The organism is Lactobacillus sp. wkB8 (assembly GCF_000761135.1).
Classification (GTDB): Bacteria; Bacillota; Bacilli; order Lactobacillales; family Lactobacillaceae; genus Lactobacillus; species Lactobacillus helsingborgensis.
Window position 1 is genome coordinate 343759 of sequence record NZ_CP009531.1, and the last position, 25465, is coordinate 369223.

The 25465-nt window shown below is 35.6% G+C and carries 20 protein-coding genes and 1 CRISPR repeat array; of the genes, 13 read left to right on the forward strand and 7 right to left on the reverse strand.

What is annotated here, in order from left to right; translation table 11 throughout:
• Nucleotides 1-68: 68 nt before the first annotated feature.
• A complete protein-coding gene (locus tag LACWKB8_RS01650; protein WP_052059629.1) occupies nucleotides 69-848 on the forward strand; it encodes a MurR/RpiR family transcriptional regulator in 780 nt (259 codons plus the stop codon).
• Nucleotides 849-931: 83 nt separating this feature from the next.
• Here LACWKB8_RS01650 and LACWKB8_RS01655 read toward each other — a convergent pair whose 3' ends face one another.
• The 4 genes from LACWKB8_RS01655 to LACWKB8_RS01670 form a co-directional block, all read right to left on the reverse strand.
• A complete protein-coding gene (locus LACWKB8_RS01655; RefSeq protein WP_038521235.1) occupies nucleotides 932-1735 on the reverse strand; it encodes an ABC transporter ATP-binding protein in 804 nt (267 codons plus the stop codon).
• The gene (locus tag LACWKB8_RS01660; RefSeq protein ID WP_038521238.1) at nucleotides 1713-2630 is read right to left on the reverse strand and encodes an ABC transporter permease; all 918 of its coding nucleotides are present in this window, start codon (nucleotides 2628-2630) and stop codon (nucleotides 1713-1715) included. The genes LACWKB8_RS01655 and LACWKB8_RS01660 overlap by 23 nt, the downstream gene beginning before the upstream one ends.
• Before the next feature lie 27 nt (nucleotides 2631-2657).
• Nucleotides 2658-3626, reverse strand: coding sequence for an ABC transporter substrate-binding protein (locus LACWKB8_RS01665; protein WP_370448306.1), 969 nt, complete (start codon nucleotides 3624-3626; stop codon nucleotides 2658-2660).
• A gap of 426 nt (nucleotides 3627-4052) precedes the next feature.
• Nucleotides 4053-4979, reverse strand: coding sequence for an ABC transporter substrate binding protein (locus LACWKB8_RS01670; RefSeq protein WP_370567552.1), 927 nt, complete (start codon nucleotides 4977-4979; stop codon nucleotides 4053-4055).
• A gap of 602 nt (nucleotides 4980-5581) precedes the next feature.
• Here LACWKB8_RS01670 and LACWKB8_RS01675 point away from each other — a divergent pair.
• The 7 genes from LACWKB8_RS01675 to rpoN all read left to right on the forward strand — a co-directional run bounded on the left by LACWKB8_RS01675 (nucleotide 5582) and on the right by rpoN (nucleotide 12880).
• A complete protein-coding gene (locus tag LACWKB8_RS01675; RefSeq protein ID WP_038521247.1) occupies nucleotides 5582-8143 on the forward strand; it encodes a sigma 54-interacting transcriptional regulator in 2562 nt (853 codons plus the stop codon).
• 138 nt (nucleotides 8144-8281) lie between these two features.
• On the forward strand, nucleotides 8282-8695 hold the full coding sequence (locus tag LACWKB8_RS01680) for a PTS sugar transporter subunit IIA (protein ID WP_038521250.1): 414 nt from the start codon (nucleotides 8282-8284) through the stop codon (nucleotides 8693-8695).
• An 11-nt stretch (nucleotides 8696-8706) separates the two neighbouring features.
• Nucleotides 8707-9198, forward strand: a complete 492-nt coding sequence (locus LACWKB8_RS01685) for a PTS sugar transporter subunit IIB (protein WP_038521252.1) — start codon at nucleotides 8707-8709, stop codon at nucleotides 9196-9198.
• A 26-nt stretch (nucleotides 9199-9224) separates the two neighbouring features.
• Nucleotides 9225-10064, forward strand: a complete 840-nt coding sequence (locus LACWKB8_RS01690) for a PTS sugar transporter subunit IIC (protein ID WP_038521255.1) — start codon at nucleotides 9225-9227, stop codon at nucleotides 10062-10064.
• Nucleotides 10061-10888 (forward strand): PTS system mannose/fructose/sorbose family transporter subunit IID, encoded by an 828-nt coding sequence (locus LACWKB8_RS01695; RefSeq protein WP_038521258.1) that lies wholly within the window; start codon nucleotides 10061-10063, stop codon nucleotides 10886-10888. Before LACWKB8_RS01690 ends, LACWKB8_RS01695 begins: the two co-directional genes overlap by 4 nt.
• Nucleotides 10889-11593, forward strand: coding sequence for an MgtC/SapB family protein (locus tag LACWKB8_RS01700; protein ID WP_038521261.1), 705 nt, complete (start codon nucleotides 10889-10891; stop codon nucleotides 11591-11593).
• 21 nt (nucleotides 11594-11614) lie between these two features.
• Complete coding sequence (gene rpoN, locus LACWKB8_RS01705; RefSeq protein WP_038521264.1) at nucleotides 11615-12880, forward strand: RNA polymerase factor sigma-54; 1266 nt, start codon at nucleotides 11615-11617, stop codon at nucleotides 12878-12880.
• A 52-nt stretch (nucleotides 12881-12932) separates the two neighbouring features.
• Here rpoN and LACWKB8_RS01710 read toward each other — a convergent pair whose 3' ends face one another.
• Nucleotides 12933-13874, reverse strand: coding sequence for an aldo/keto reductase family oxidoreductase (locus LACWKB8_RS01710; RefSeq protein WP_038521267.1), 942 nt, complete (start codon nucleotides 13872-13874; stop codon nucleotides 12933-12935).
• A gap of 261 nt (nucleotides 13875-14135) precedes the next feature.
• Here LACWKB8_RS01710 and cas9 point away from each other — a divergent pair, with 261 nt between their 5' ends.
• The 5 genes from cas9 (at nucleotide 14136) to LACWKB8_RS01735 (ending at nucleotide 22401) form a co-directional block, all read left to right on the forward strand.
• Complete coding sequence (cas9, locus tag LACWKB8_RS01715; RefSeq protein ID WP_038521270.1) at nucleotides 14136-18338, forward strand: type II CRISPR RNA-guided endonuclease Cas9; 4203 nt, start codon at nucleotides 14136-14138, stop codon at nucleotides 18336-18338.
• Between the two features lie 252 nt (nucleotides 18339-18590).
• The gene (cas1, locus tag LACWKB8_RS01720; RefSeq protein WP_038521273.1) at nucleotides 18591-19502 is read left to right on the forward strand and encodes a type II CRISPR-associated endonuclease Cas1; all 912 of its coding nucleotides are present in this window, start codon (nucleotides 18591-18593) and stop codon (nucleotides 19500-19502) included.
• Nucleotides 19480-19785 carry a CRISPR-associated endonuclease Cas2 gene (gene cas2, locus LACWKB8_RS01725; RefSeq protein WP_038521275.1) on the forward strand — a complete coding sequence of 102 codons (306 nt, stop codon included), beginning with the start codon at nucleotides 19480-19482 and terminating at the stop codon, nucleotides 19783-19785. The genes cas1 and cas2 overlap by 23 nt, the downstream gene beginning before the upstream one ends.
• Nucleotides 19782-20450 (forward strand): type II-A CRISPR-associated protein Csn2, encoded by a 669-nt coding sequence (csn2, locus tag LACWKB8_RS01730; protein ID WP_038521278.1) that lies wholly within the window; start codon nucleotides 19782-19784, stop codon nucleotides 20448-20450. Before cas2 ends, csn2 begins: the two co-directional genes overlap by 4 nt.
• Nucleotides 20451-20482: 32 nt before the next feature.
• Nucleotides 20483-21112: a CRISPR direct-repeat array (repeat unit 36 nt; unit sequence GTTTTAGATGGTTGTTAAATTGATGATGATTAGAAC).
• A 47-nt stretch (nucleotides 21113-21159) separates the two neighbouring features.
• Nucleotides 21160-22401, forward strand: coding sequence for an MFS transporter (locus LACWKB8_RS01735; RefSeq protein WP_166484936.1), 1242 nt, complete (start codon nucleotides 21160-21162; stop codon nucleotides 22399-22401).
• 318 nt (nucleotides 22402-22719) lie between these two features.
• Here the strand turns inward: LACWKB8_RS01735 and LACWKB8_RS01740 are convergent, their stop codons facing one another.
• Both LACWKB8_RS01740 and LACWKB8_RS01745 read right to left on the reverse strand, forming a co-directional pair.
• Nucleotides 22720-23967: a glycosyltransferase family 2 protein gene (locus LACWKB8_RS01740; protein WP_038521280.1), complete on the reverse strand. Its 1248-nt coding sequence runs from the start codon at nucleotides 23965-23967 to the stop codon at nucleotides 22720-22722.
• 444 nt (nucleotides 23968-24411) lie between these two features.
• Entirely contained in the window at nucleotides 24412-25326 is a 915-nt protein-coding gene (locus LACWKB8_RS01745) for a proline-specific peptidase family protein (RefSeq protein WP_038521283.1), read from the reverse strand.
• Nucleotides 25327-25465 lie beyond the last annotated feature (139 nt).

Consider the following 25465-nt stretch of genomic DNA (forward strand, 5'->3'; position numbering starts at 1 on the left):
GAAATATTCTTAACATGATATAGTTTTTGAAGGCTATTTTTGATAAATAAATAGAAAGGGGCGGGAAAGTGATTGAAGACTTAGTAATCAAGAATTTTGAAATGTTAACTACAACTGATAAACATATTTGGCAGTATATCAAAGAAAATAAAAAAAGAGTTTATAAGCTTAATTTAAAAAGCTTGGCTCAAAAATGTAATGTTTCAACTTCTGCAATAGTAAGATTTTCTAAGCGCATATCTTTACAAGGGTTTTCGGAATTAAAATATTTGTTAAGACAAGAAGATGAACCAGAAAAATTTAATGGCAATATTTTTGAGCAATACCAAATAAAAATGGATGAATTTTTCGAAAATATTACTAAGAAAGACCTTAGACCTGTTTGTCGTTTGTTAAGTAGCAGTAAAAAGATTTTTGTCTATGGTACTGGCACTTTGCAGCGAACCATAGCTCAAGAAATTAGGCGCTTATTTTTAACAATTAATATTCCCATCTTTTTTATTGAGGGCGTTGACGAGCTGTCGGCTTTGACTGCTTCTTTGACTCAAGATGATGTGGTTATTTTAATAACGTTAAAGGGTTCTTCCGATAACGCTATACTATTTGCCAAGAATTTAAAAGCTAATGGAATACCATTCATTTCTATTGTAGAAAGAGTTGATAATGAAATATCTCGCTTGAGTGATCAAAATATTTTTATTGATCCGATTGAACTTAAACTAAACCCAAGTAGACAACTATCAATTAAAGATCCGTATTTCATAATGGTTAGTGTACTGTTTATAAGAATGAACCGTTATTTATGTGAAATTAAAGAAAATACAATAGACAAAAAGCAAGATAATTGAAGTTTAACTGTATCAAAAAAAGCTTTGCACCTTGAATACACCATTCAAAATACAGAGCTTTTTGTTAATTAAATTTAGTTTTTTTATGCCAACAATATCGCATCGTCTTCAAGACCTGCACCTACATGCTTTTGGAATAATTCCATTAACTTGGGTACAGTTAAGTTTTGCTTGTCTTCCCCGGCTAAGTCAATTGCAACACGACCTTGGTGCAACATAATCAAACGATTGCCATAGCGGATTGCATCTTCCATGTTATGGGTAACCATAAATGCTGTCAAATGCTGTTCAGAAATCAACTTTTCAGTTAATTCCATCACGGTAATTGAAGTTTGTGGATCAAGAGCCGCAGTATGTTCATCCAGTAAAATCAAATCTGGTCTTTGCAAAGTAGCCATTAAGAGTGTAATTGCTTGTCTTTGACCACCGGAAAGAAGTCCAATTTCAGTTTCCAAACGATTTTCCAGATTTAAGTTAAGTTGGGCAAGCTGTTTTTTGAAAAATTTTCTATCCTGTTTTTTAACTCCGGGACGAAAACCCCGCCGTTGACCTCTTTTCATTGCCAAGGCCAAATTTTCTTCGACGGTCAGTCTCACTGCAGTCCCCATTTTAGGATCTTGGAAGACGCGACTGATATTTTGGGCACGTTTAGTTACAGGTAATTTGGTAATGTCGTTGCCATTTAAAATTATTTGACCTTCTTGAATTGGCAGCGTTCCGGCAATGCTGTTAAGCAGCGTAGATTTTCCAGCACCGTTACTACCAATAATAGTTACAAAGTCGCCCGCTTCTAAATTAAGGTCAATTCCGCGCAGTACCCGATTTTCGTTTACAGTTCCGCGCTCGAATGTTTGATGTAAGTTTTTAATTTTTAGTACTTCCGGCATCTTTTTTTCCTCCTTTTAGATTGTGTGGTAAATGGAAATTAGGTAATGTTAAACAAACAACTAAAACTAAGGCTGAAGCTAATTTGGCATCAGACGGTTCTACGTTCATTTGGAATACCAGAGCTAAGATTAGGCGGTAAATAATTGCCCCTAATACTAAAGTCAGTAAGCGACCACCGATTGATAGATTGCGTAAAAGTACTTCGGCGATGATAATTGATGCCAGTCCAATAACCAGGGTACCTACACCAGAGTTTAAATCGGCAAAGCCGTTATTCTGTGCTAAAAGTCCGCCGGATAGGGCAATGCAGCCGTTAGAAATCATGTAACCTAAAATTTTCATTCCCTGAGTTTTGATGCCGTTGGCAGCACTCATTTGAGGGTTATCACCAGTGGCTCTCATAGCCAAGCCTATTTCTGTTTTGAAGAAAACGACTAATAAGAAGATCACTAAAAGTGATATTATCAATCCCATTGCAATCACAGCATTATTACGACTTAACCCCCAGTTTTGCGCTATGGTAAAAACCGTGTCTTTGCCAAGTAGTGAAACATTAGCAGCATTCTGCATTACTCTGGAAGTAATTGAATATAATCCAGTCATAGTGATGATTCCTGCTAATAAAGAAGGTATACGCAATTTTGTGTTCAAAATGCCCGTAACTAAACCGGCAATTAAGCCGCCAATAAATGCAGCGCCAGTTGCTAATATTGGATTAATTCCCTTAATTATGCACATGGTGGCAATGGCTCCTCCTAAGGGAAAACTGCCTTCTGCTGTCATATCGGCTAGGTCTAAAATACGAAACGTTAAGTAGACCCCGATAGCCATCAACGACCAGAGTAGTCCCTGTGAAGTAGACGATAGTAATAACTCCCAAAATGTATTCAACATATTCTTTATTCACGCTGCCTTTCCTAATTATTTAGGTGCTTTAATCGAATTAGGGTTAATGCCAAGAGCTTTAGCCATCTTTTTATTAACAACTAATTTTAGATCTGTAGCTTTTTCAACCGGCATATCTTTAGGTTTTGCCTTACCAGATAAAATTTTGGCAGCCATTTTTCCAGTTTGTTTACCCAGTGCTTCATAATCAATTCCGATAGAAGCCAGACCACCAGTTTTTACTTGATCAGTTGAACCGGCAACTAAAGGAATTTTCTTTTCTTTGACTACTTTACCAATAATTGAAGAAGCTGATGCAAAAGTATTATCTGTAGGAACATAAATGCCTTGGACTTTACCAGCTAATGTTTCTGTTACTTGTTGAACATCGTTAGTGGTATTAGCAGTCTTAACTACCACTTTAACTCCAGCTTTTTTAAGTGACTTAATGGCTAAATCTGCTTGAATTTTTGAATTAGCTTCACCAGCATTGTACATAATCCCGATTGTTTTGGCTTTAGGCACAATTGATAAAAGCAACCTGATTTGTTTATCAATTGAAACCATGTCGGTTGTACCCGTAACATTACGCCCCGGCTTAGCATCTGAATTAACCAGTTTAGCTGCCTTTAGGTCGGTTACAGCAGTAACCACGATGGGGATATCCTGCGTAGCGTTGGCCACACTTTGTGCAGCTGGTGTCGCAATACCCAATATTAAATCTGATTTTTCATTAACCAGTTTTTCACTCATACTCTTTAAATTGTCTTGACTGTTTTGGGCATTTTGGTAATCAATTTTCAAATTTTTACCTTCAACGTAGCCTTCTTCTTTTAAACCTTCCTTAAAACCTTTATTGGCTTCATCTAAAGAGGGGTGCTGCACTACTTGCAAAATTCCCACGTGTTTAACAGTGGAAGTGCTGCCGGTTTTTTTACTGCTGCAACCTCCTAGCAGCAATAACCCGGCTAAAGTTATTCCCATGACTAATTTTTTGATTCGCATTTTCTTTTCCTCCATTTAAACTAGCAGTAACATAAAAACGCCCACTCATTTCTAAGTGGACGTACAAGTTATTATTTTGATTAATAATCAATTGTGATTAACCACTTAGAAAGCTATGTGGCTAACCGCAACTAAAGGACTCTAGCCATCATAGATAAATTCAAAACTTGAATCTGGTTTGAATTCATCTTGATGAACCCAAACCCTATCTAAAATAGCTAAAGTAATAACGATTATTCAGTTGTGAGACGTGTTTAATATAATATTTCATTAAGATCAACCTCCAACCTTAATGAGAAGATTATAAAAAATAAAGAAGAAAAAGTCAAGAAATAATAAATTATTATTTTAAAAATTGTGTTTAATTATATTTTTCCTTAAATTAAAAGACCGCTTCTGTGCGGTCTTTTAAGTATCTTACAAAAATTATTTAGGGGCTTTAATTGACTTGGGATCAATTCCCAGTGCCTTGGCCATGCTCTTGTTTACCACTAATTTCATATCATGTGCTTTTTCGACCGGCATATTCGCTGGTTTAGCCTTGCCAGATAAAATTTTGGCAGCCATTTTGCCAGTTTGTTCTCCTAGTAATTCGTAATCAATTCCGATTGAGGCCAAACCACCAGTTCTAACTTGGTCAACTGAACTTGCTACTAGAGGAACTTTCTTTTCTTTAACTACTTTGCCAACTACTGAAGCTGCTGAATCAAAGGTGTTATCAGTAGGAACGAAAATGCCGTCAACTTTTGAAGCCAGAGTTTCTGTTACTTGTTGGACATCGTTAGTCGTATTTGCCGTTTTAATTAAAACTTTCACTCCTGCCTTCTTCAGTGCAGCTGTTGCTAAGTCAGCCTGAATTTTGGAGTTTGATTCACCAGCGTTGTACATGATACCGATAGTTTTAGCCTTCGGAACAATTGACAGGAGCAATTTAATCTGGCGTTTAATTGATACCATATCTGTTGTTCCCGTAATATTCCTGCCCGGTTTCTCATCTGAATTAACGAGTTTGGCTGCTTTTAAGTCTGTAACTGCGGTGACAACAGTGGGAATTTTTTGAGTAGCATTAGCCACACTCTGAGCAGCTGGTGTGGCAATACCTAAAATCAAATCGGACTTTTCGTTGACTAGTTTTTCACTCATACTCTTTAAATTATCTTGATTATTTTGCGCATTCTGGTAATCAATCTTGAGATTTTTGCCTTCAACGAAACCTTCTTCTTTTAATCCTTTTTTAAAACCTTTGTATGCCTTGTCTAAAGAAGGGTGCTGCACTACTTGCAACACACCGACATGTTTAACTTCGGTGGCAGATTTGTCCGCTTTTTTACTGCTGCAACCGCCTAACGTCATTAATCCTACAATTGTAATTCCTGCAACTAATTTTCTCAAATGCATCTTGTGCCTCCATAAAAAATACCCACTTACTTCTAAGCGGGTACACAGGAATTAAATTGCCAAAATGATTGGGTGTGGTTAGCCACTTAGAAAGCTATGTGGCTAACCATACTAAAAGAGCCTAGCCATCATAGATAAATTCAAACTTGAGTTTCGTTTGAATTCACCTAGATGAACCCAAACACTTATCTATAGTAGCTAAGGTAATAACGATTATTTAGCTGTTTACTAAAAGTAATCATTAAAACTTACCTCCAACTTCGATAATCGCATTATAAAAAAATAAAAATTTAAAGTCAAGGTCTAATTTAGCTTTTATCTAGTTTGAAAATAAAATCTTGCTAGATATTGGAGCAAAAAAGTTCTAGTGATATAAGTAGTAAAATTTTGCCGCCGATTTACGAAACCTGCTATAGAAGCATTTTTTAACACTTTTCAAGTAGCAGGTTCAGCAATAGCTAAAACAATTCTACTTTATGAACTTCTGCCAAAATTGATTAGTAAGCGCTCTTTTTAATCGTTATAATACAGATAATGAAAACATGGGGGAAATAAAAATGAAGGCAGCTAAAGAAAGAGTACTAAAGCAAATAGATGAGTTACCGGATAATGTGACAATTGCGACCAGCGAGCTAGCTGAGAAACTAAATTTGTCCAGATCAGTAGTTAGTCACTATTTAAATCAATTGCTTGAAGACAAGAAAGTACAAAAAATTACTCAAAGACCAGTTAGGTGGGCTAAAATTTCTGCTGCCAATTTTTCTGAGCAAGCAGCTTTTAAGAACGTGATAGGAAATAGTGGCTCGCTTAAAAAGGCAATCGCACAAATTAGTGCGGCAGCAGCTTATCCACCTGCTGGGTTGAACGTCTTAATTACCGGTAGGTCAGGCGTAGGAAAAAGCTTTTTGGCCAGTAAATTATACACGTATTCTAAGGAAATAGGTGTGATTGGCAAAAAGGCTCCGTATATCGTTTTAAATTGTGCCAATTATGCCAATAATCCTGAACTTGTGTCCAGTATGCTCTTTGGCTATGTTCAAGGAGCTTTTACCGGGGCAGACACGGATAAAGAGGGATTATTAAAAGAGGCGGATGGCGGCTATTTGTTTTTAGATGAAGTACACAGGCTGAGTAGTGAAAATCAAGAAAAACTCTTTAGCTTTATTGATTCTGGCGAATTTTACAAAATGGGTGATAATGCTCACGCTTGTAAAGCAAGTGTCAGGTTGATTATGGCAACAACCGAAAAGCCGGAAGCTGTTTTGTTGCCCACATTTTTGAGACGTATTCCTGTTCGCATAAAATTACCGGATTATATTGAGCGTCCAATTGATGAACGGCTGCAACTAATTAATTCGCTGTTTTTGCATGAAGCGCATAAGATAAATAAAAAAATTGTAATTGACCAAAAGGTAGTTTCAGCACTTTTACAGCTAAAGCATACTGGTAATATCGGCTATTTGAAAAATATTGTGAAAGTTTCTTGTGCCACCGCCTATCATGACAGCAGTAGTTCGAAAACAATCGCTCTAAAACTAAGAGACTTGGATTTGGCTTCTTTGCCACATTTTAAAGATTATGGTGCCTTGACAGTTGATCCCAATGAAAAAGCCCAGTATGTACCACGTATCAGTTTGACAGCGAAACTATTAGAAATAACTTCTTCTTTACAAAAACTCAGCACGGATTTTACCAATGCCAATTTAAATGCCTGTCGCTTACAGATTCAGGCGCTTAATAAGTTTATTACGCAAGGGATGCTGGCATCAGGATTGCATGTGCAACACAATTATCTTTTTAAAAAAATCATCACCAACCAGTACGGCTTGAACAAAACGGACTATTTGGAACCAGTCATGTATGTTCTGTATGAGCGTCATTTTAAACCCAACTGCGACAAAGAAAAACTCACAGAAGTTATAACTGCTCATTTACCAAGATCGCTGCATGTTGCCAGTAAATTTTATGAAAAATTATCCGTTCTTGATGAGGAAAGTCAAACCAGTTTAGCGTTAATTTTGGCACTACTTTTAAGTGATCACGTGGATGAAAATATTCAGCTGCGCGGATTAATGGTGGCACATGGAGAAAGCACGGCAACCAGCATTCAGGCTGTGGTAAATTCCCTATGTGGCAATTATGTTTTTGATGCGATTGATATGCCTATTGATGCTGACATTGCGACAATTATTAATGAAGCTAATAAGTTGATCAGCAGTTTTAATACCACTAATGGTTTCATATTAATGGTTGATATGGGATCACTGAGCCAGCTTTATGGTCAAATCAGTGCGCAATTAGATGGTGATTTATTAGTCGTCAATAATTTGACGACTTTAACTGCTTTAGATTTAGCACTCAAAATGAAGCAGAATTTACCTTTTAAACAAATTGCAGAAAAGGCCGATAAAGACTATGACATTGGGGTGAAATATTACGAAGGTTTTTCTCAGTCAATGAACATCTTAGTCTCGTGCATTTCGGGCTTGGGTATAGCTGAGAAAATTAGTGATATCATTCGGGACTATTTACCTGCCAGCATAAAGGTGATCCCCTTAGGCTATAATTCACTAAAAGAAAAAATTGCCGGCAAAAAATGGTCCTACTTTGACCGAACTTTATTCGTGTTGACTACTATTGATTTAACGGAAAAAGTTAAATTTAACCACATGAATCTGTATGACATACTGGATTCCAGTGGTGAAAACAAGTTGAAAAAATGGCTCTCTCCTTATCTGACCCCAAAGCAAATGGAGAACTTCAACAACCAATTACTGCGGTTCTTTTCTAAAGAGGGTATTTCTGAACGTCTAAGCTTTTTAAACCCCGATGTAGTTTTAAGTGAAGTGGAAACCATTAATAAAAAATACGAGGACTTTTATAATTTAAGATTAGATGGCAAGGTAAAATTAAACTTATACATGCACATTGCCCTTATGATTGAACGTTCAATGATGCACAATACGACTGAAGTCGAAGTTGAACCCAAGTCAGACAAAGAAAAAGGCTTTTTTAAAATAACCAAGAGTATTTTTCAACCAATTGAAATCAAATACAACATTAAGGTTTCTAGTTATGAAATGTCATTGTTGTACGAATTGTTTAAACAGTTCATTTAAAAGTGTTTAATACTGCAAAAAGAAGTATTTAGATTTTAAACACTTCTTTTTTATTGCCTTCATTTCGGGCTTCACATTACTTGGCACGTCTTTTGCTAAAGAGTTAGTGATGATTGATTTAGGAAAAGGAGTGACAAGATGACAGACATATTAATTGCCAGTCACGGACATTTTGCCAGCGGCTTAAAAAGTTCCATTGATATTTTAACGGGAATGGCAAAAAAGATTCAGGTGATTGATGCGTATGTTGATAAATCTGATTATACGAAGCAAATAACGGATTTTATTCAAAACGCTAAACGTCCAGCCGTCATTTTTACTGATTTAAAGGGAGGTAGTGTAAATCAGAAGGTTGTTTTAAAGGCGGCCCAAGAAAAAGACATTTTTATTGTTACTCAAACCAACCTTGCAGTTGTATTGGCAGTCTTTTTAGACAACGAAAAGCTTACGAAAGAACATTTGCAGGATTTAATTAATCAAAGCCAAGTTGAACTGTTTCAACTTAATGATGGTGATGAGTCGAGCACTCAAGAAGATGAATTTTTTGGATAAGGAGAAATAAAATGATTGCACAACTTAGAGTAGATGACCGTTTAATTCACGGTCAAGTTGCATTAGTTTGGACCAAAGAACTGAATACACCAGGAATTATTGTAGCTAACGATAATGCAGCTAATAATCAAATGGTCCAGATGACGCTAAAAATGGCAACGCCAACGGGTAAAAAACTGCTAATTAGAACAGTTGATGATGCTATTAAAGTTTTTAACAATCCTAAGGGCGCCAATATGAGAATTTTTGCTCTGACCAATAGCGTTAAAGATGCACTGAAAATTGCCCAGAACGTTAAGGATATTGAAGGAATAAACGTTGCTAACGTTGGCCGCTTTGCCAAAGACGCCAATGATGCGGTTCAGCTTTCTTCAACCTTAATGCTGTCGCAAGATGAATTGGAGTCTTTAAAAGAACTGGCTAGTTTAGATATTCCTGTCTTTAACCAAGTGGTGCCAAGTAATGCCAAGACACCAATTAAAACCTTATTGAAAAACAAATAATGACTTGACTTTGAAGGAGGTAAATTATGTTACAAACAGCCTTTCTGGCAGCCCTCTGTGTTTTTATCTGCTTAGGCGGAAACTGGCTCTGGGGTCAAACAATGATTGAGCGACCATTAGTGGTTGGTACAATTATGGGCTTAATTATGGGAGATATGAGAACCGGTATCTTAATCGGAGCATCTCTTGAAGCTATTTTCATGGGCGCCGTTGATATTGGTGGTGCGCTCTCGGCTGAGCCTGTTACTGCTACAGTATTGGCAACTACTTTTGCAATTACTTTAGGGGTTAACACGAAAGCAGCCTTGGCTTTAGCAGTGCCCATCGGAGTTTTTGCGGCATTTATCTTAATGTTTATGAAGAACGTAGTGATGAATATTTTTGCGCCGCTGGTTGATAAAGTAGCTAGTGATGATAATTCTAAGGGCTTAACCAGACTTCATTTTGGGATGTGGTTTTTGAATTATTTTATCTTTTCATTAGTTACATTCTTCGCAGTTTTAGCCGGTGCTCGTCCAGTGCAACAATTAGTTGCGAAAATTCCTGCCAACCTAATGGCTGGTTTGGCAGCAACCGGTGGATTGCTCCCTGCTGTTGGTTTTGCTATCTTGATGAGAATGTTATGGAGTAAGCAACTTTCACCATACTACTTTTTAGGTTTTATCTTAGCTGCATATATGAATTTGCCATCAGTCGCTGTGGCTGCGGTCGGCATCATTATTGTTGTTATTCAATGGATCCGTGATAAGCAAATCATGGACATTGAAAATAAGCAAAAAGAAATGGTGGCTATGCCCCATAATGAAAATCAGACCAAGAGTACTGAAACAGCTGCTGAACAAGAAGAGGAGGACTTTTTCTCATGAAATTAACTAAAGATGTATCACCGACAGACAAGAAAATAATTAATCGAATTTTTTGGCGTTCATTCACAGTTTTTGCCAGCCGGGTAGGAGCAACTAAAGCCCATGCCCCTGGTTTCATGTATTCAATCATGCCCGCTCTTGATGAATACTATAAAAATGACAAAGAGGGTCACCGTAAAGCAATGATGCGCCATACAACTTGGTACAATATTACGCAAAATGTGGGTACTTTTGTAATGGGACTAGTTGCTTCAATGGAAAAAAAGACTGCCCAAGACCCTAATTTTGACCCTGAAACCACGGTTGCGATCAAAACTTCCTTAATGGGGCCATTATCTGGTATCGGCGATTCAATTTTCTGGGGAGTATTGAGAGTTATCGCTGCCGGTGTTGGTATTAGTCTGGCCAGTCAGGGCTCTATCTTGGGACCACTTCTTTTCTTAATAATTTATAATGTACCGTCAATTTTAACTAGGTATTACTTAACTTACATGGGCTTCACTTTGGGTGACACCTTTATTCAAAATATGTATGAAAGTGGCAGTATGAAGTTACTGAATAAGGCTGCTTCAACTTTAGGATTAATGATGATCGGCTGTATGACGGCAACAATGGTGCAATTTAAGTCTAAGTTAAGTATTCCGATTACTGGCGGCAAGCCAATTTTAATTCAGACATACCTTGACCAATTGTGGAAAGGGTTAGTACCTTTGCTGGTTACTCTTGGCTGCTACTGGCTTTTGTCTAAAAAGGTTAATGTTAACTGGATTTTATTAGGAGTACTTGTTTTAGCAATTATTTTAGGATTAATTGGAGTGGTTTAATTGGATATAGCCGTGACACTGCCGGAAATTATTGCTAGATTAGCTTTATCTATCGTAATTGCAAGTGTTATTGGTTTTGATCGAGAACATAAAAATAGACCAGCAGGAATAAAAACCCATGTTTTAGTTTGTGTTGGTGCTTGTATAATCGCTTTAATTCAAAAAAAGATTGGTTTTGATGCTCTGCAGATAGCAAACGCACAGCCCAAAATGGCAGGTGTTGTCAGGGCAGATGAAGCCCGTTTAATTGCACAGGTTGTTTCGGGAATAGGATTTTTGGGAGCAGGAACTATTTTGGTTCAGCACCGGACTATCTTAGGACTGACTACCGCTGCCAGTTTATGGGCAGTTGCTGGAATAGGATTGGCTTTAGGTATGGGTGATTATGCAATTGGAGTAGTAGGAGCAATAGCAGTAATTATAGTTTTGGTTTTTTCAAAAAGATTGATCCACATTCATCCAATGAAAAAGCTAGAGATAAAATATAAGCACAAAGTAGAGACAAAAGAATTTATCAACGATTATTTTAAGAAACATAATATTACTGTTGTCAACGTAAATTTTAAAGTCACGCAAAACTTAAATGATATAACCTATGTTAATATATATGATATAGAAATCCCACGTTCTATTGATTATGCAAATATAATTGAAGATCTGTCTATGAATAAGAATGTCATGGAAATTCAATTAGTAAGTATTTAGGTTCATTAAGGAGAAAAGCCGATGACACGATTGCAAAAGATGGTATTGAAACCAAAAGAGCAGTTAGTGTCACGGCTTTTTTTGTCGCCCAAGTTAAGGCAGAATCTGACGGTTCTTTCATATAGTACCCATGATTTAATTAAGGCAATGAAAGAATTAAGTGCCAGCGATCCCTTTGTTTTTTTACGTGAACCGCAAAGTGACGCGATGCAAAATCTGGAATGGTTACGTGCACCTGAGGGAGAAAATCTCGTGGACCATTTGCTGATGCAGGTTGATTTGAGTGATTGGCATGATTGGGAAAAACGTGCGGTCAAAATGTTGATCTATCATTTGGATGAAGATGGTTATTTAAGGGTGAGCTTGACTAAAATTATTGAGCGTAGTGAGTTTTCGCTTGAAAACTTAACTAGAGCGAAGAAATTGCTTCAAAGTCTTGACCCATGCGGCATTGGCGCTGCCGACCTAAATGAATGTCTCTTGCTTCAAGCGCGGCACAAACCTCACTTTAATCCTGTTGCCCTTGAAATTTTGCTCAATAAACAGTTAGAAATATTAGCTGATCCAGATCAATGGCATAATTCTGTATTTTCGGAGACGGAATTAACTGCGGCATTAGCTAGTATTCAGACTTTAGATCCTACACCGGCAAGTGATTATGTGACCGGAAAAAACACGCAATATTTACTTCCTGACCTTATTTATAAAGTAAATGACGGGCACTTAATGATTGAAAATTTACAAAGTCAGATACCGGAAATGGTTTTTGATGAGCAATCTTTTAATGAATTAAAAGAGCAGGCAGATGAAAATAAATATTTTTCCCAGCAAAAACAGCGTTATGAGGAAATGAAGAATGCAATTGCGGAACGGCAGAAGACTATTATGCGGCTGGGTGAATTTGTTGGTCAGTTTCAGTATGAATTTTTGACAACAATGCACAAAAAAGAATTAAAACCGCTGGGCTTAAAAGAAACCGCACAGGCGTTGAACCTAGCACCAAGTACGATTAGCAGGGCTATCAAGGATAAATACATCCAGTGTCAAAATAAAATTTTTAGTTTTAAAATGCTATTTCCGCGGGAAGTCACTACCGATTTATCACAAGCACGCGTAGAATATGACTTGTGCAAAATTATTAGAAAAGAGAATACCCGTGCGCCACTTAGTGACCAGCAGTTAGTGGAAATTTTTGCTAAACATGATGTCTTTTTAAGTAGGCGCGTCATAGCGAAGTACCGTAACAAGCTCAAGATACCCAACAGTTATGCCAGAAGAGCAAAATAAATAAAAAATCCTAACGTAGAAACGTTAGGATTTTTGTTTTAGATAACAGAGCTTATGGCAAATCATTACCGGCAGCTAAATAAATGTCATACCATTCTTGAGCTGTAAGGGAAATATCTGCCCCCTTGGCGCTGTCAATAATATGGGCTGGCGTCATCGTTCCGATAATAACTTGGGTATTTGCGGGGTGGCGTAATATCCAGGCAGCGGCTACCGCATTTTTCGAAACTCCTTTTTGATCAGCTACTTTTTGCAAGGCTTCGTTGACTTCCGGAAACTTCGGGTTGCCAATAAAGTTGCCTTCGATTTGACCATATTGGAAAGGTGACCATGCCTGCACAGTCATGTTGTGTAAGCGTGAATAATCTAGCACGCCGCGGTCATGATCAATGCTGCGCTCATCTGTCATATTGGTGTGAATGTTGAAATCAATTGGACCGGTGTGCATGACGCTAAGTTGCAATTGGTTAATTAACAGTCTTTGGCTGACTCCACTTTGCAATAAGTCTACTTGCATCGGGTTAAAGTTTGATACACCAAAGTGTCTTACTTTGCCGTCTCTTTGTAATTCATCAAAAGCAGCAGCAATTTCTGCAGGATCCATTAAGGCATCAGGTCTGTGGAGTAGCAGACTGTCCAAATAATCAATTTTCATACGGGAAAGAATGCCGTCGACTGCTTTAATCAAGTACTTTTTAGAAAAATCGTACCTCGTCGTCTTGTAATCTAATTTAGGATTTTCATAAATGCCAGTTTTAGACTGAATATAAAAATCTTCTCTGCTTAATGATGACTTTTGGAATGCTGCACCAAAAACTTCTTCGGATTTGCCATGACCATAAATGTCTGCCGAATCAATATAGTTAATTCCTGCTTGATGGGCAGTTTCTAATGTGACTGCTGCATCATCAACGCTCAATTTATTCATGCGCATAATTCCTAGAGCTATCGCTGAAGCAGTAAAGTTTGTATTGCCAATTTTTATTTGTCTCATAATGTACCTCCTTTTCTTAGTATACGCTTTCTTAGCGTGAAAAATTTAAAATAACTGAGTTTTAATTCATATTTAAGTTGGCAACTGGACTTTTCTTTTCCTATATTTTATTTGCGATTTACGTCAAAAATTTGTTTAAAATAAAAAATAATTTTGCTGAAAAATATAAAAATATTAATTATAGTATTTGAAAATTTTAGTGAATTAAACTTTTGTTTGGGGTATTCTTATAGTAATAAATGATGTAAAAAGGAAAAAACTATGAAAACTATTACTGAAGATTATATTTTAGGACTTGATATTGGGACCAACTCTTGTGGTTGGGCTGTAATGGATAAGAAAAATAGGTTGTTAAGATTAAGAGGCAAGCGTGCCATTGGTTCACATTTATTCGAAGAAGGGCATTCTGCTGCAGACCGGCGTAGTTTTAGGACTACTAGAAGGCGCCTCAAGCGCAGAAAGTGGCGTTTAAGATTGCTGGAAGAAATATTTGCGGAACCAATGGCCAAAGTAGATCCAGCCTTTTTTGTGCGATTACATCAATCTTGGGTGTCGCCATTAGATAAGGATAGGAAAAAATACCACGCTATTGTCTTTCCGACAGCTAAGGAGGATCATGAATTTTATCACGATTATCCGACGATTTATCATTTGCGTGACGCACTAATGAGGGAAGACCGTCAATTTGATTTGCGTGAAATATTTTTAGCTATCCATCACATTGTTAAATATCGCGGAAATTTCTTACAAGACACACCTGTAAATAGTTTTGTCGCCTCAAAAATTGATGTGGCTTCCTTTTTGACTAATGTTAACCAAGCCTATGCGGACAAATATGGCGAGGAGCAAAATTTTATTGAATTAAACGAGAATAATGCTGCTGCAATAGAAGCTGTAATTCGTGGCAAAGATAAAGACAAAACGACTAAACAGTTAGATAAAGCCAAAAAAATTACCAAGTTATTGCAAAGCTCCACAAATAAATACGAGAAAAATGTTACTAGGCAGATAGCTAATGCCATTATTGGTTATAAGACACAGTTTGAAACTATTTTAGGTAAAGACATTGATAAAAATGACAAAGCTGATTGGGAATTTAAACTTTCTGACGGGGATGCCGATGACAAGCTTGAAAACTTGCTGCCAGAATTTGACGACAATGATCAATACATTGTGGCTGAGATCAAAAAATTATTTGGTTCGATTGCTTTAAGCCAGATAGTCTATGAGAATATGACTCTGTCACAGTCCATGAAATGTAAATATAAAGATCATGGTGATGACTATCATTTATTAAAGCAGTATATTGCAACTCTATCTGATCACGGCCAGGTAAGGAAGCTGCTTTTAGCTTATGACTTGTATGTCAATAATCGTCATGGTCGCTTGCTGGAAGCAAAGAAAGAGTTTAAACAGGATAAAGCATTAACGCAAGACGAGTTTTATAAAATAGTTAGGGAAAATTTGGATAATTCCCAACTAGCTCAGAAGATTTTGCAGAAAATTGAAGAAGAGAAGTTCATGCCCAAGCAGCGGGTTAATAAAAACGGCTTTATTCCCTATCAATTGCACCAAATAGAATTAGATCAAATTATTGCCAACCAGAGTAAGTATTATCCATTTTTGGCAGAGGAAAATCCGGTAAAAGAACACCGCAAGCAAGCACCCTACAAGTTAGATGAACTGGTTAGATTTCGCGTTCCTTATTATGTAGGACCTTTGATTAGTCCAGATGATAAAAGAAAAGATAAGCAACAAAATAAAAACCATGAAATGTTCAAGTTTGCGTGGATGAAGCGTAAAGATAATAACGGTGCAATTACCCCTTGGAATTTTGCCCAAAAAGTAGATCGCGAAACCTCAGCAAATAGATTTATTAAGCGCATGACCGTTAAAGATACCTATCTAATTGGAGAAGACGTATTGCCTGCACGCAGTCTGCTTTACCAAAAATTCGAAGTCTTAAATGAGCTGAACAATATTAGAGTTAACGGTAAACGGCTTGAACCAAAGTTTAAACAAAAAGTATTTAATGAACTGTTCAAACAGAAAAATAAGGTAACAAAGAAGGCGTTTAAGGAATTTATTTTACAAAATACCGGTATGAAAACGGCTGAGATAGATGGCTTGGCTGATCCCACTAAATTTAACTCTAGTTTGTCAAGCTACTATCACCTTAAGAGTACGAAAGTGTTTGATAAGCAGTTAGATGATCCAGAATATCAAGCAGATTTTGAAAAAATAATTGAATATTCATCTATTTTTGAAGATGCAGAGATTTATCAAGAAAAATTACATAAAGAAATTAAGTGGTTAATACCCGCACAATTTAAAGCAATTGCAAACTGGCGTTTACAAGGTTGGGGCAGGTTGTCTCGCAAATTGCTGGTAGAGCTGAAAGGTAAAGGTGGGGAAAATATTATATATCAGCTCTGGACTACGCAAAAGAATTTTATGCAAATTGTGAATGAACCGGAATTGAAAAAAGCAATCGTTAAAGAAAACCATCAAGCAACAGAAGAAAAAGGCATTGAAAAAATTCTTGATGATTCCTTTACTTCCCCTGCTAACAAAAAGGCCATTAGACAGGTTATTAAAGTGGTTGATGATGTAGTTAAAGCAGCTGGTGGTAAAAAACCTGCCCAATTTGCCATTGAATTTACAAGAGAGCCAAAGTGGAATCCCCAATTATCGCATATTCGGGGTACTAAACTTTTGCAAGTTTACGAAGATACTGCCAAAAAATTGGTAGATCAAAGTCTGACAGACAGTCTTAAAGAAAATATGACCAACCGTAATTTACTTAAAGATGAGTATTTCTTGTACTTTATTCAGTGTGGTAGGGATGCTTATACAGGTAAAAAAATTGATATTGCCGACATCCATAAAAAATATCAAATTGATCACATCTTACCCCAGTCGTTTATTACAGATGATTCACTAGATAACAGAGTACTGACTGAAATCGAAATAAATCAGAAAAAGCATAAAAAGTATGCTTCCCATCTTTTTGCTACAAAACCTGCTTTTGGGTTAAATCAATCAATCAGTGAAATGTGGAAGACATGGCAAAAAGCTGGATTAATTAGCCAGCGTAAATTGAATAATTTGTTATTTGATCCAGATTTAGTGAAAGATAAGCAGAAAAAAGGTTTTATAAACAGGCAATTGGTTGAAACCAGTCAAATTATTAAATTGGTTTCAATTATTCTACAAGATAAATTTCCAGATACAGAAATTATCACAGTCAAGGCAGGTTATAACACCGCTTTGCGTAAGGAACTAAAACTATACAAGAGTAGAGAAGCTAATGATTATCACCACGCAATTGATGCTTATTTAACAGCAATTAATGACAATTTTCTTTATCAGGTATACCCTAATTTTCGACCGTTCTTCGTTTACGGACAATTTAAAAAATTTAGTCAAGATACGGATAAGCAAAAAGAAGCTATTAAATATTATGGTCTTAAAAATTTCTTGGAGCCATTGCTAGATGACAGTACTGGTGATGAAGTTATGGTAAATCATACTAAGCATGTGGTCTTTCATAAACAGCGTGACATTTTTAACAGATTGATTCAAGCCTATAATTATAAGTATATGTTGGTGTCTCGCGAAACTACAACTGAAAACAGCAACATGTTTAATATGACAATTTACCCGCGTGGAGAACGGGATCGCAAAAAGACTAGAAAATTGATACCCAAAGGCAAAGATCTAGATCCAGCTATTTACGGTGGCTATAGCGGCAATACGGATGCGTACATGGTAATTGTCAAAATTGAAAAAACAAAAGAAACGCTTTATAAGGTAGTTGGGGTTCCAATGCGGGCTTTAGCTAGTCTAAAGAAGGCTCAAAAGGAAGGTAATTACGACCAAGAGCTGAATAAAGTGCTTGAACCGCTAATAATGTTCAATAAAAATGGTAAAAGTAAAGCTGGCATAAAAGGTTTTACAGTAGTTAAAGATCATGTTCATTTTAAGCAGGTTGTTATAGACGGCGACAGCAAGTTTATGTTGTATTCAGCACAATATAGAGCTAACGCTAAACAACTAACTTTGTCTCAGGAAACGATGAAAGTTGTAACTGATAATACTGATGATATGGATCAAAAAAATGCTGATAAAGATCAGCTTCTCCTGAATGCCTATGATGAAATTCTTGAAAAAGTTGATCAATACTTACCGCTCTTTGATATTAATGGTTTTAGACAAGGGCTACATGACGGCAGAGCAAAGTTTGCTGCACTAAAAACCAGTGAAAAGAAATATACATTAAAAAATATTTTAAATGGTTTGCATGATAATTTAGTTACCCCTAATTTGAAAAACATAGGAATTAAGACCCCATTTGGGTTGATGCAGTCATCAAGCGGGATAACTTTGTCTCCTAATGCTAAATTGGTTTTCCAGTCACCTACCGGATTATTTGAAAAACGCGTTAAGCTAACTAATTTATAAAGTGCATACAAAAAAGAGAGCTAGATTAATCGCTCTCTATTTTTGTGTATAAAAAAAGCCTCTGCTATGGAACCTAATATATAGAAATAATTAGAGCCTGAGGCGTGACGATAATAAATATCGCGTTGAAACTTGTACAAAAGTACATCGTTTGATTTTAAAATCTGGTTGTTAAATCAATAATGATTAGAAGTTGGTAGCTAACCAACACTTATAGCTTAACATTTTTTCAAAAAAAAACAAGGAGGAATTATGGGATGGAGATCAGTAATCATCACGCAGCATGCAAAATTAACATATTCAATGCAAATGATGATTGTTCAAACTCGTGATGGGATAAATCAAATTCCAATTGAGGATATTAATTTATTGCTTGTTTCAACTACACAGGCAGTGATAACTAGTGCACTTATTAGTAAGTTGGCGCAGAATCAAACCAAAATTATATTTGTTGATGAAAAAGACAATCCAGTTGTTGAAACAGCTGTTTATTATCCGGGAGCAAGAAATATAGCTAAGTTAAAGGAGCAGTTTAATTGGGATGAGCATTTAAAAGAATTATTATGGACAAAGATTGTTAGTCAAAAGATCAAAAATCAGATTGCAGTTTTAGAAAATTATCATTTGGCTAAAGATGATGTTCAAAATGAACTAGATCAGCTGGAAATTAATGATGAAAGTAATCGCGAGGCAATTGTAGCGCGTAAATACTTTATGCTTTTATTCGATAAAAATTTTGTTAGACGTGATACTAGTGCGGTCAATGCAGCATTAGATTATGGTTATGCTATTTTGCTTTCTAGTTTTAACCGTGAAATCGTAATGAATGGCTATCTGACATATTTTGGTATTCACCACTGTTCGCAAGAAAACCAGTTTAATTTAGCTTCGGATCTAATGGAACCATTTAGACCATTTGTTGATTATTGGGTTAAAGCTCATGAAGGAATTAAAGAACTAACTCCAGATATTAAGTATGGTTTAGTTGAACTTTTAAGTTTAGAAATAAAGTTTAATGGTAAAAGTACTCTTTTAACAAATGCCATTACGGTTTATACGAGAGAATGTTTAAAGTTTCTGAATGGGGATAGGAAAGAATTGCCAGAAATGGAGATGAGTTTGACTAATGAGGTACCGAATAATGCGCTTAATGATAATGTTTGATTTACCAACAGAAACGGCTGAAGAACGAAAAGAATATCGCCAATTTCATAAAAAGTTGATTAATGAAGGTTTTCTGATGGTTCAATTTTCAGTATACGTGAGGGTGTGTGTTAGTAGACAAACAGCTAAATTTTTAGAAAATCGTATTAGAAAATTTTTGCCTCGCGGAGGACTAGTGCAATCGCTGATGGTAACAGAAAAGCAATATAATGACATGCATTTTTTAGTTGGAAAGCCAATTAATGATGTGCGTAATACTTCAGATAGGACGATAATTTTATGAATTTGTCTTATTTAACTCATAAAAAATGGGTTCTAAAAAAATTTGGCGTAAAAATCATTGCTACAGGAAGTCCAATCGCATACCGTGACTTGATTCAAGGCTTTCAGGGGCAAAATCAACTCTTACTTTGCTCAGATGATAACTATGATGCACTAAATATTTCTGAAACCTTTGATTTTATAGGCGATCCGCTACTTAGTGGCAACATTACTGAAAAGTATATGACTCATATTGTAAGTAGTTATATTACAAACTTGGATGAGGAGAATCGCAATAAGGTTATTAAATCTTTTTATAATTTAGAAACTACTTTGCATGATACGTTATTACTTGAAGACTTACCTTTAGAAATTACTTTTGATGAAGACCTGAAAAAGTTACTTAAACTAACTGATGTTCATTTGGACAAAACTATTTTAAATAGTCCGTATGGTATAATAGAAACAGTTTTAAGAATTCACCAAGTTTGTAATTTGAGGACGATCCCCGTTATTTGTAATGTAGCACATTACATAGAAGAACGGGAGTGGCAAGAATTAGCTAGTCTTGTTACGCAAATGAAATTGATTGTGATTTTAATCGAATTTACTGATGCTAAAAATTTGCAGATACCTGAAGACATACCTTTTTATTATATTGATAAGGATCTAGTTGATTGGTATTAACTGTATTATTAAAATCAGATTATAAAACATCGGTTTTAGATGATTGTTAAATTGATGATGATTAGAACCTTTTTCTGGCCGCCTGAGTGGACTCTTTTGTTTTAGATGATTGTTAAATTGATGATGATTAGAACTGTACTATTCATAACAACGCATCCCCTTTTGTTTTAGATGGTTGCTAAATTGATGATGATTAGAACTAGTAAGGTAAAAGGAACTCTATCTGAATTGTTTTAGATGGTTGTTAAATTGATGATGATTAGAACATAATTAATCATAATATAACTAGCCTTGATGTTTTAGATGGTTGTTAAATTGATGATGATTAGAACTTATAATCAGCATGCAGAAGTTCACCCATCGTTTTAGATGGTTGTTAAATTGATGATGATTAGAACATTCACGCAGGTGAGAACAGTTGGTTAAAGGTTTTAGATGGTTGTTAAATTGATGATGATTAGAACGTTGCAGTCCTTCATAAAGATGATGAATTGGTTTTAGATGGTTGTTAAATTGATGATGATTAGAACTGAAACACGTTTAGCATCTTTAACTAGTCAGTTTTAGATGGTTGTTAAATTGATGATGATTAGAACTAGCCAGAGCAGACTCCGGAACACTGACAAGTTTTAGATGGTTGTTAGATCAATACTCGTTTAATATCTTAAGAAAAGTACCCTAAAATAAAGAAAGGTTTTTGTTTGTTTACATGAAAAATATACTAAAAAGTAAAAACAACAAACTATACCTTTTGTCAGTGATCACAGATAACTTGGGCAGCTCTTTAATGTCATTTGCGTTGCCGTTGATGGTACTTGATATCACTAAAAATGGTATTCACTTATCAATAATTTCTATTATTGAAACATTGCCTATTTTGGTTTTAGGTCTTCCGGCAGGTGCTTTAACGGATAAATTCGATGTTAAAAGAATCCTTATTTTCAGTGATTTAATTAGATTAATCAGCTATTTGATTCTTTCCGTATCCTTTCTATTCCATTTAACAGTCAATTGCATGATTTTCATTATTTATGCGGTATCACTTGTTGTCAGTGTAACCAACACGCTTAATACGGTGTCGGAAATTACTTTTGTTTCTTTTTTAGTAGAAAAGAAGGATTTTTCTGAATTAAACAGTCTGGTTTATGGCATACAATATGCAGCTAATTTTGCATTGCCTATTTTAGGTGGGATATTATATCAGTATATTTCACATAGCCTTTTAATTGGTATCTGTGCAGTTTTCTATTTAATTAGCCTTTTACTAGAAAAAAAGATAAGCTTGCAAACTAGGGCTGCTGCTTTTAGCGGCTATGCGCTTCTCAAATCTGCACTTAAAACGGTAAAAACAGATATAAAAGAAGGACTGCAATATACGCTTAATCTTCATTCTGTTTTATATCCGTTAATATTAGCTGCACTAGTTAATATTGCTTCAGCAAATTTCGATAATGATAGTCTCATAATATTACGCACACAAATAGGACTTTCTTCTCAAAATATTGGAATAATTTCAGCCATTTCAGCTATCAGTGCCTTAATTGGTACTTTGGTGGTCAATTGGTTGAATAGGTACATTCAGTTTAATCTATTGTTTGTGTTGTTAATTTTTGCAGGTGCTCTTTTTCGCGTAGTTTTTGTGCTGAGCCAAAATGTACCAACAATGGTTCTAGCAATTGCATTTGTTTCTATAATTGAATCAATTATTAATATTAGTATCATCACGAATAGGCAACAGCAAGTTGAGCAAAGATATCTTGGACGGGTAACGAGTATTTATAAAACAGTGTTAATTGGGGTAAACTCTTTGGGCTTTCTTTTAGGTGGTCTTGTTGCCAAAAAAATAGGTTCAAGATCAGGCATTGGAGTATCAGCAATTGTACTTTTGCTAGTTACCGTAATTAGCATTTTTTTGCTGGCACCTAAAATAAAGCAGGATAATAAGTCTTAATAGAAAAAAGAATTTAGAGGTAAGTGGGAAACTGTGAAATTTTTATTTATGCAGGTGGTTTGTTTAAGATGACAGATGTATAAAAGACTATGATTCATAATAGCTGTGAGGTTAAACCTAATTGCTGTTAAGGCGGCTGACTGTAATTTAAAAAAATATTGCAAATAGAGAATAGTAGCACACTTAATTTGGATTAATGCGATAATTTCATATCCAGCAGAAAAAAAGACTAATAAATTGCTTGTCACTGTACAAATTTATTAGTCTTTTTGAATGTAAAAATTTTTAAAAAAGTAAATAATTACAATTTCTGCGAATTTAGTTATGAGATGTTTTTGACCAAGACGTATTGCCAACTATTATTCGTCCCAATGCCTTGTAGGGCACGATAGCTAGAGACCATCTGTATATATCAAGCAGAAAAATAATTTTTATTAAGATAGAAAATGATATTGGTGCATCAAATTTGGCTTCCCGCCATTGCTTGATGATTAATAAACTGTTTGACAAATACTGTACTAATAGCAAACCCACAATAATTGATATACTAAGCCACGGATTAGTTCTGGCGTATATTAACAATACTATTAAAGAAATGGCTGCTGCTGGTGTGATAATGATTGAAAATACAGGGATTAATAGGAAAAACATTACAAAAGTCTTGACCATAGTCGGAACAGAATTTGAACGTACGATGCGAATACCATAATTATTGAGACACTGAAAACCACCTTGGCACCAACGTGTTCTTTGGCGTATCAATTTTTTATAATGGATAACACCTTGCTGGGCGATGCTGACAGTGTTGAGAAAGGTGCCGTGATAGCCTTTTAGTAATCCCTTCAAGGAAAATTCACAATCTTCTAGCAAGGATGATGACCAACCCACGTCTTTAGCCATTTTTAAGGTCATAAACTGTCCGTTGCCAGAAGCTAAGGATGAGCCCCAGCTTGTCCTGGCCATTTGTAAAAGGGAATTATAAATGGAAAATTCAAAATTCTGCATTACCGCAATATTATGATTGAGATTGTATATGTTCACTCTCGTTTGCACTAAATCATAATTTGAATAATCAAAAGCATGTACTACTTGCTGCAAGTATTCTTTACTAGGGTGACTATCAGCATCTACTACCCCGATAAGTGTTTCGTCTATTGAATAATTCATTTTAAAAATGTGATTAGCAGCATCCTGTAGCGCTGGACCTTTTCCCAATTGCGCGTTAGGTTTAATGCGATGAATGACTATGATATCAGGATGATAAGCATATTTTTTTAATAAAGAAGATGTGCCGTCACTTGAATCATCATCAATAAAGACGAGTTTAAGTCTGATAAAATCCTCGCACTGCTTTTGTAAATCAATCAATTTGGGAATATTTTTGCGTAAAGCTTGATATTCATTCATTGCCGGTATCAATAAGAACAGGGTTTTAAAATTGCGACTGCGTTTGCCGTATGGGTCCTGCTTGACATTACCACTAAATGTCAGGTAGAGCATCCAAAACAAGTCAAAAACGAATGAACAGCCACCCAAAATTAATACAATATCTATAAATGATTTCAATTTAGGGTCTCCGATAATTTTTCCATAATTCTAAATATATTTCAGGTTTATAATAACATTAATTGGTATAGACGGTAAATATATAATATCTCAATTATTACTTAAATATTTATATCACAATACACATACACTTATAAATATCGCTTTAATAGCAGGAAATTTAAAATTTTAAAGGATAAAAATACTTGTCATCTTATTAATATTGTTATTCATTTATTTTGATTAATGATAAAAACATAAAAATTATTTTAGTGTTATTTTAATAAGGGAAATATTTTAGGGAATACTGTTATTTTTTACGCTTACTATTTATAAGTAGTTAGGATGAGGGGGTGTCTGTTCAAACTACAATTTTTGCACTTGCTGTAATTTTAACGAGTGAAAAAAATAAAAAAAACAAGCAGCTATCTGCTTGTCTGAAATTTTTTTGCCTGAAAAATATTATTATTCGCCTTTAAAAGTGCCGTTTTCTACCTGACTAATGAAATCAGCTAAATGTTTGTAATAAACGTCCGGATTATCAACCATGTGGTGGTGACCACCATTAGGAGTCGTAACTAAACGGGAATTAGGAATTTCCTTTTGCATAATCTGTGCCGTAGCGATTGGCATTGTTTCATTTTCACCAAAGGTTAATAGTGTAGGCACTTTAATATTTTTGAGCTGATTTCTAAAGTGCCAGTCTTTTAATTTACCAGTGATAACAAATTCGTTGTCACCTTGGAAGGCTTGGTAAACAGCGGAACCACCAATATCTTTTAGGTGATACAACTTAGACGGTTGTTTCCGGTCAACAAAGTTGATGTTTAGAATGTTAACATCTTCTTGGTAACGGGCATTGCCATAGTCGTTATTCTGCTCGCATTCGTGCATAAAATCAATTTCGGTTTGGGGTAAAACCTCTTGGCGTCGGCGATTAACGGCTTTGACATAGTCGTCAATATCATCAACCATTGAAGAAATAATTGCACCTTTTAAGTGTTGCCCATATTTGACGGCATATTCTTGTACCAAAAGTCCGCCCCAGCTTTGTCCAATCAGGTAAAAATTGTCTAACCCCAATTTTTCTCTGACTTCATCAACTTCATCTAAGAAATAGTCGTAGGTTAAATACTTGCTGGCAATGGCTGGATCTGAGTAATCTGGCTGGTCGGAATAAAGAGAACCCAGTTGATCATACATTGTTACTTGAACGTTCAAGCCTTGTTTTTGCAGTTGTGCCGCGGTGTCTTCCCAGTATTCATGGTTGCCTCCGGGTCCACCGTGCAGAGCTAGTAAATGAATGTCTCCTTTACCCTGGGTATTTGTCCATAGATGATAGCCGTTATCAAGCGTAATAATTTTTGTACCTGTTTTCATATTTTTCTCCTTTTTATTATCAGTTAGACTCTATTTTAGCTCATTATAATTGAAAGAAAAACAAATCAAAAATGAAAAATGTTTTAAAGAAACAGCTTTTATTAAGCGCTTACGTGTTACAATGAGATTATTACTTTAG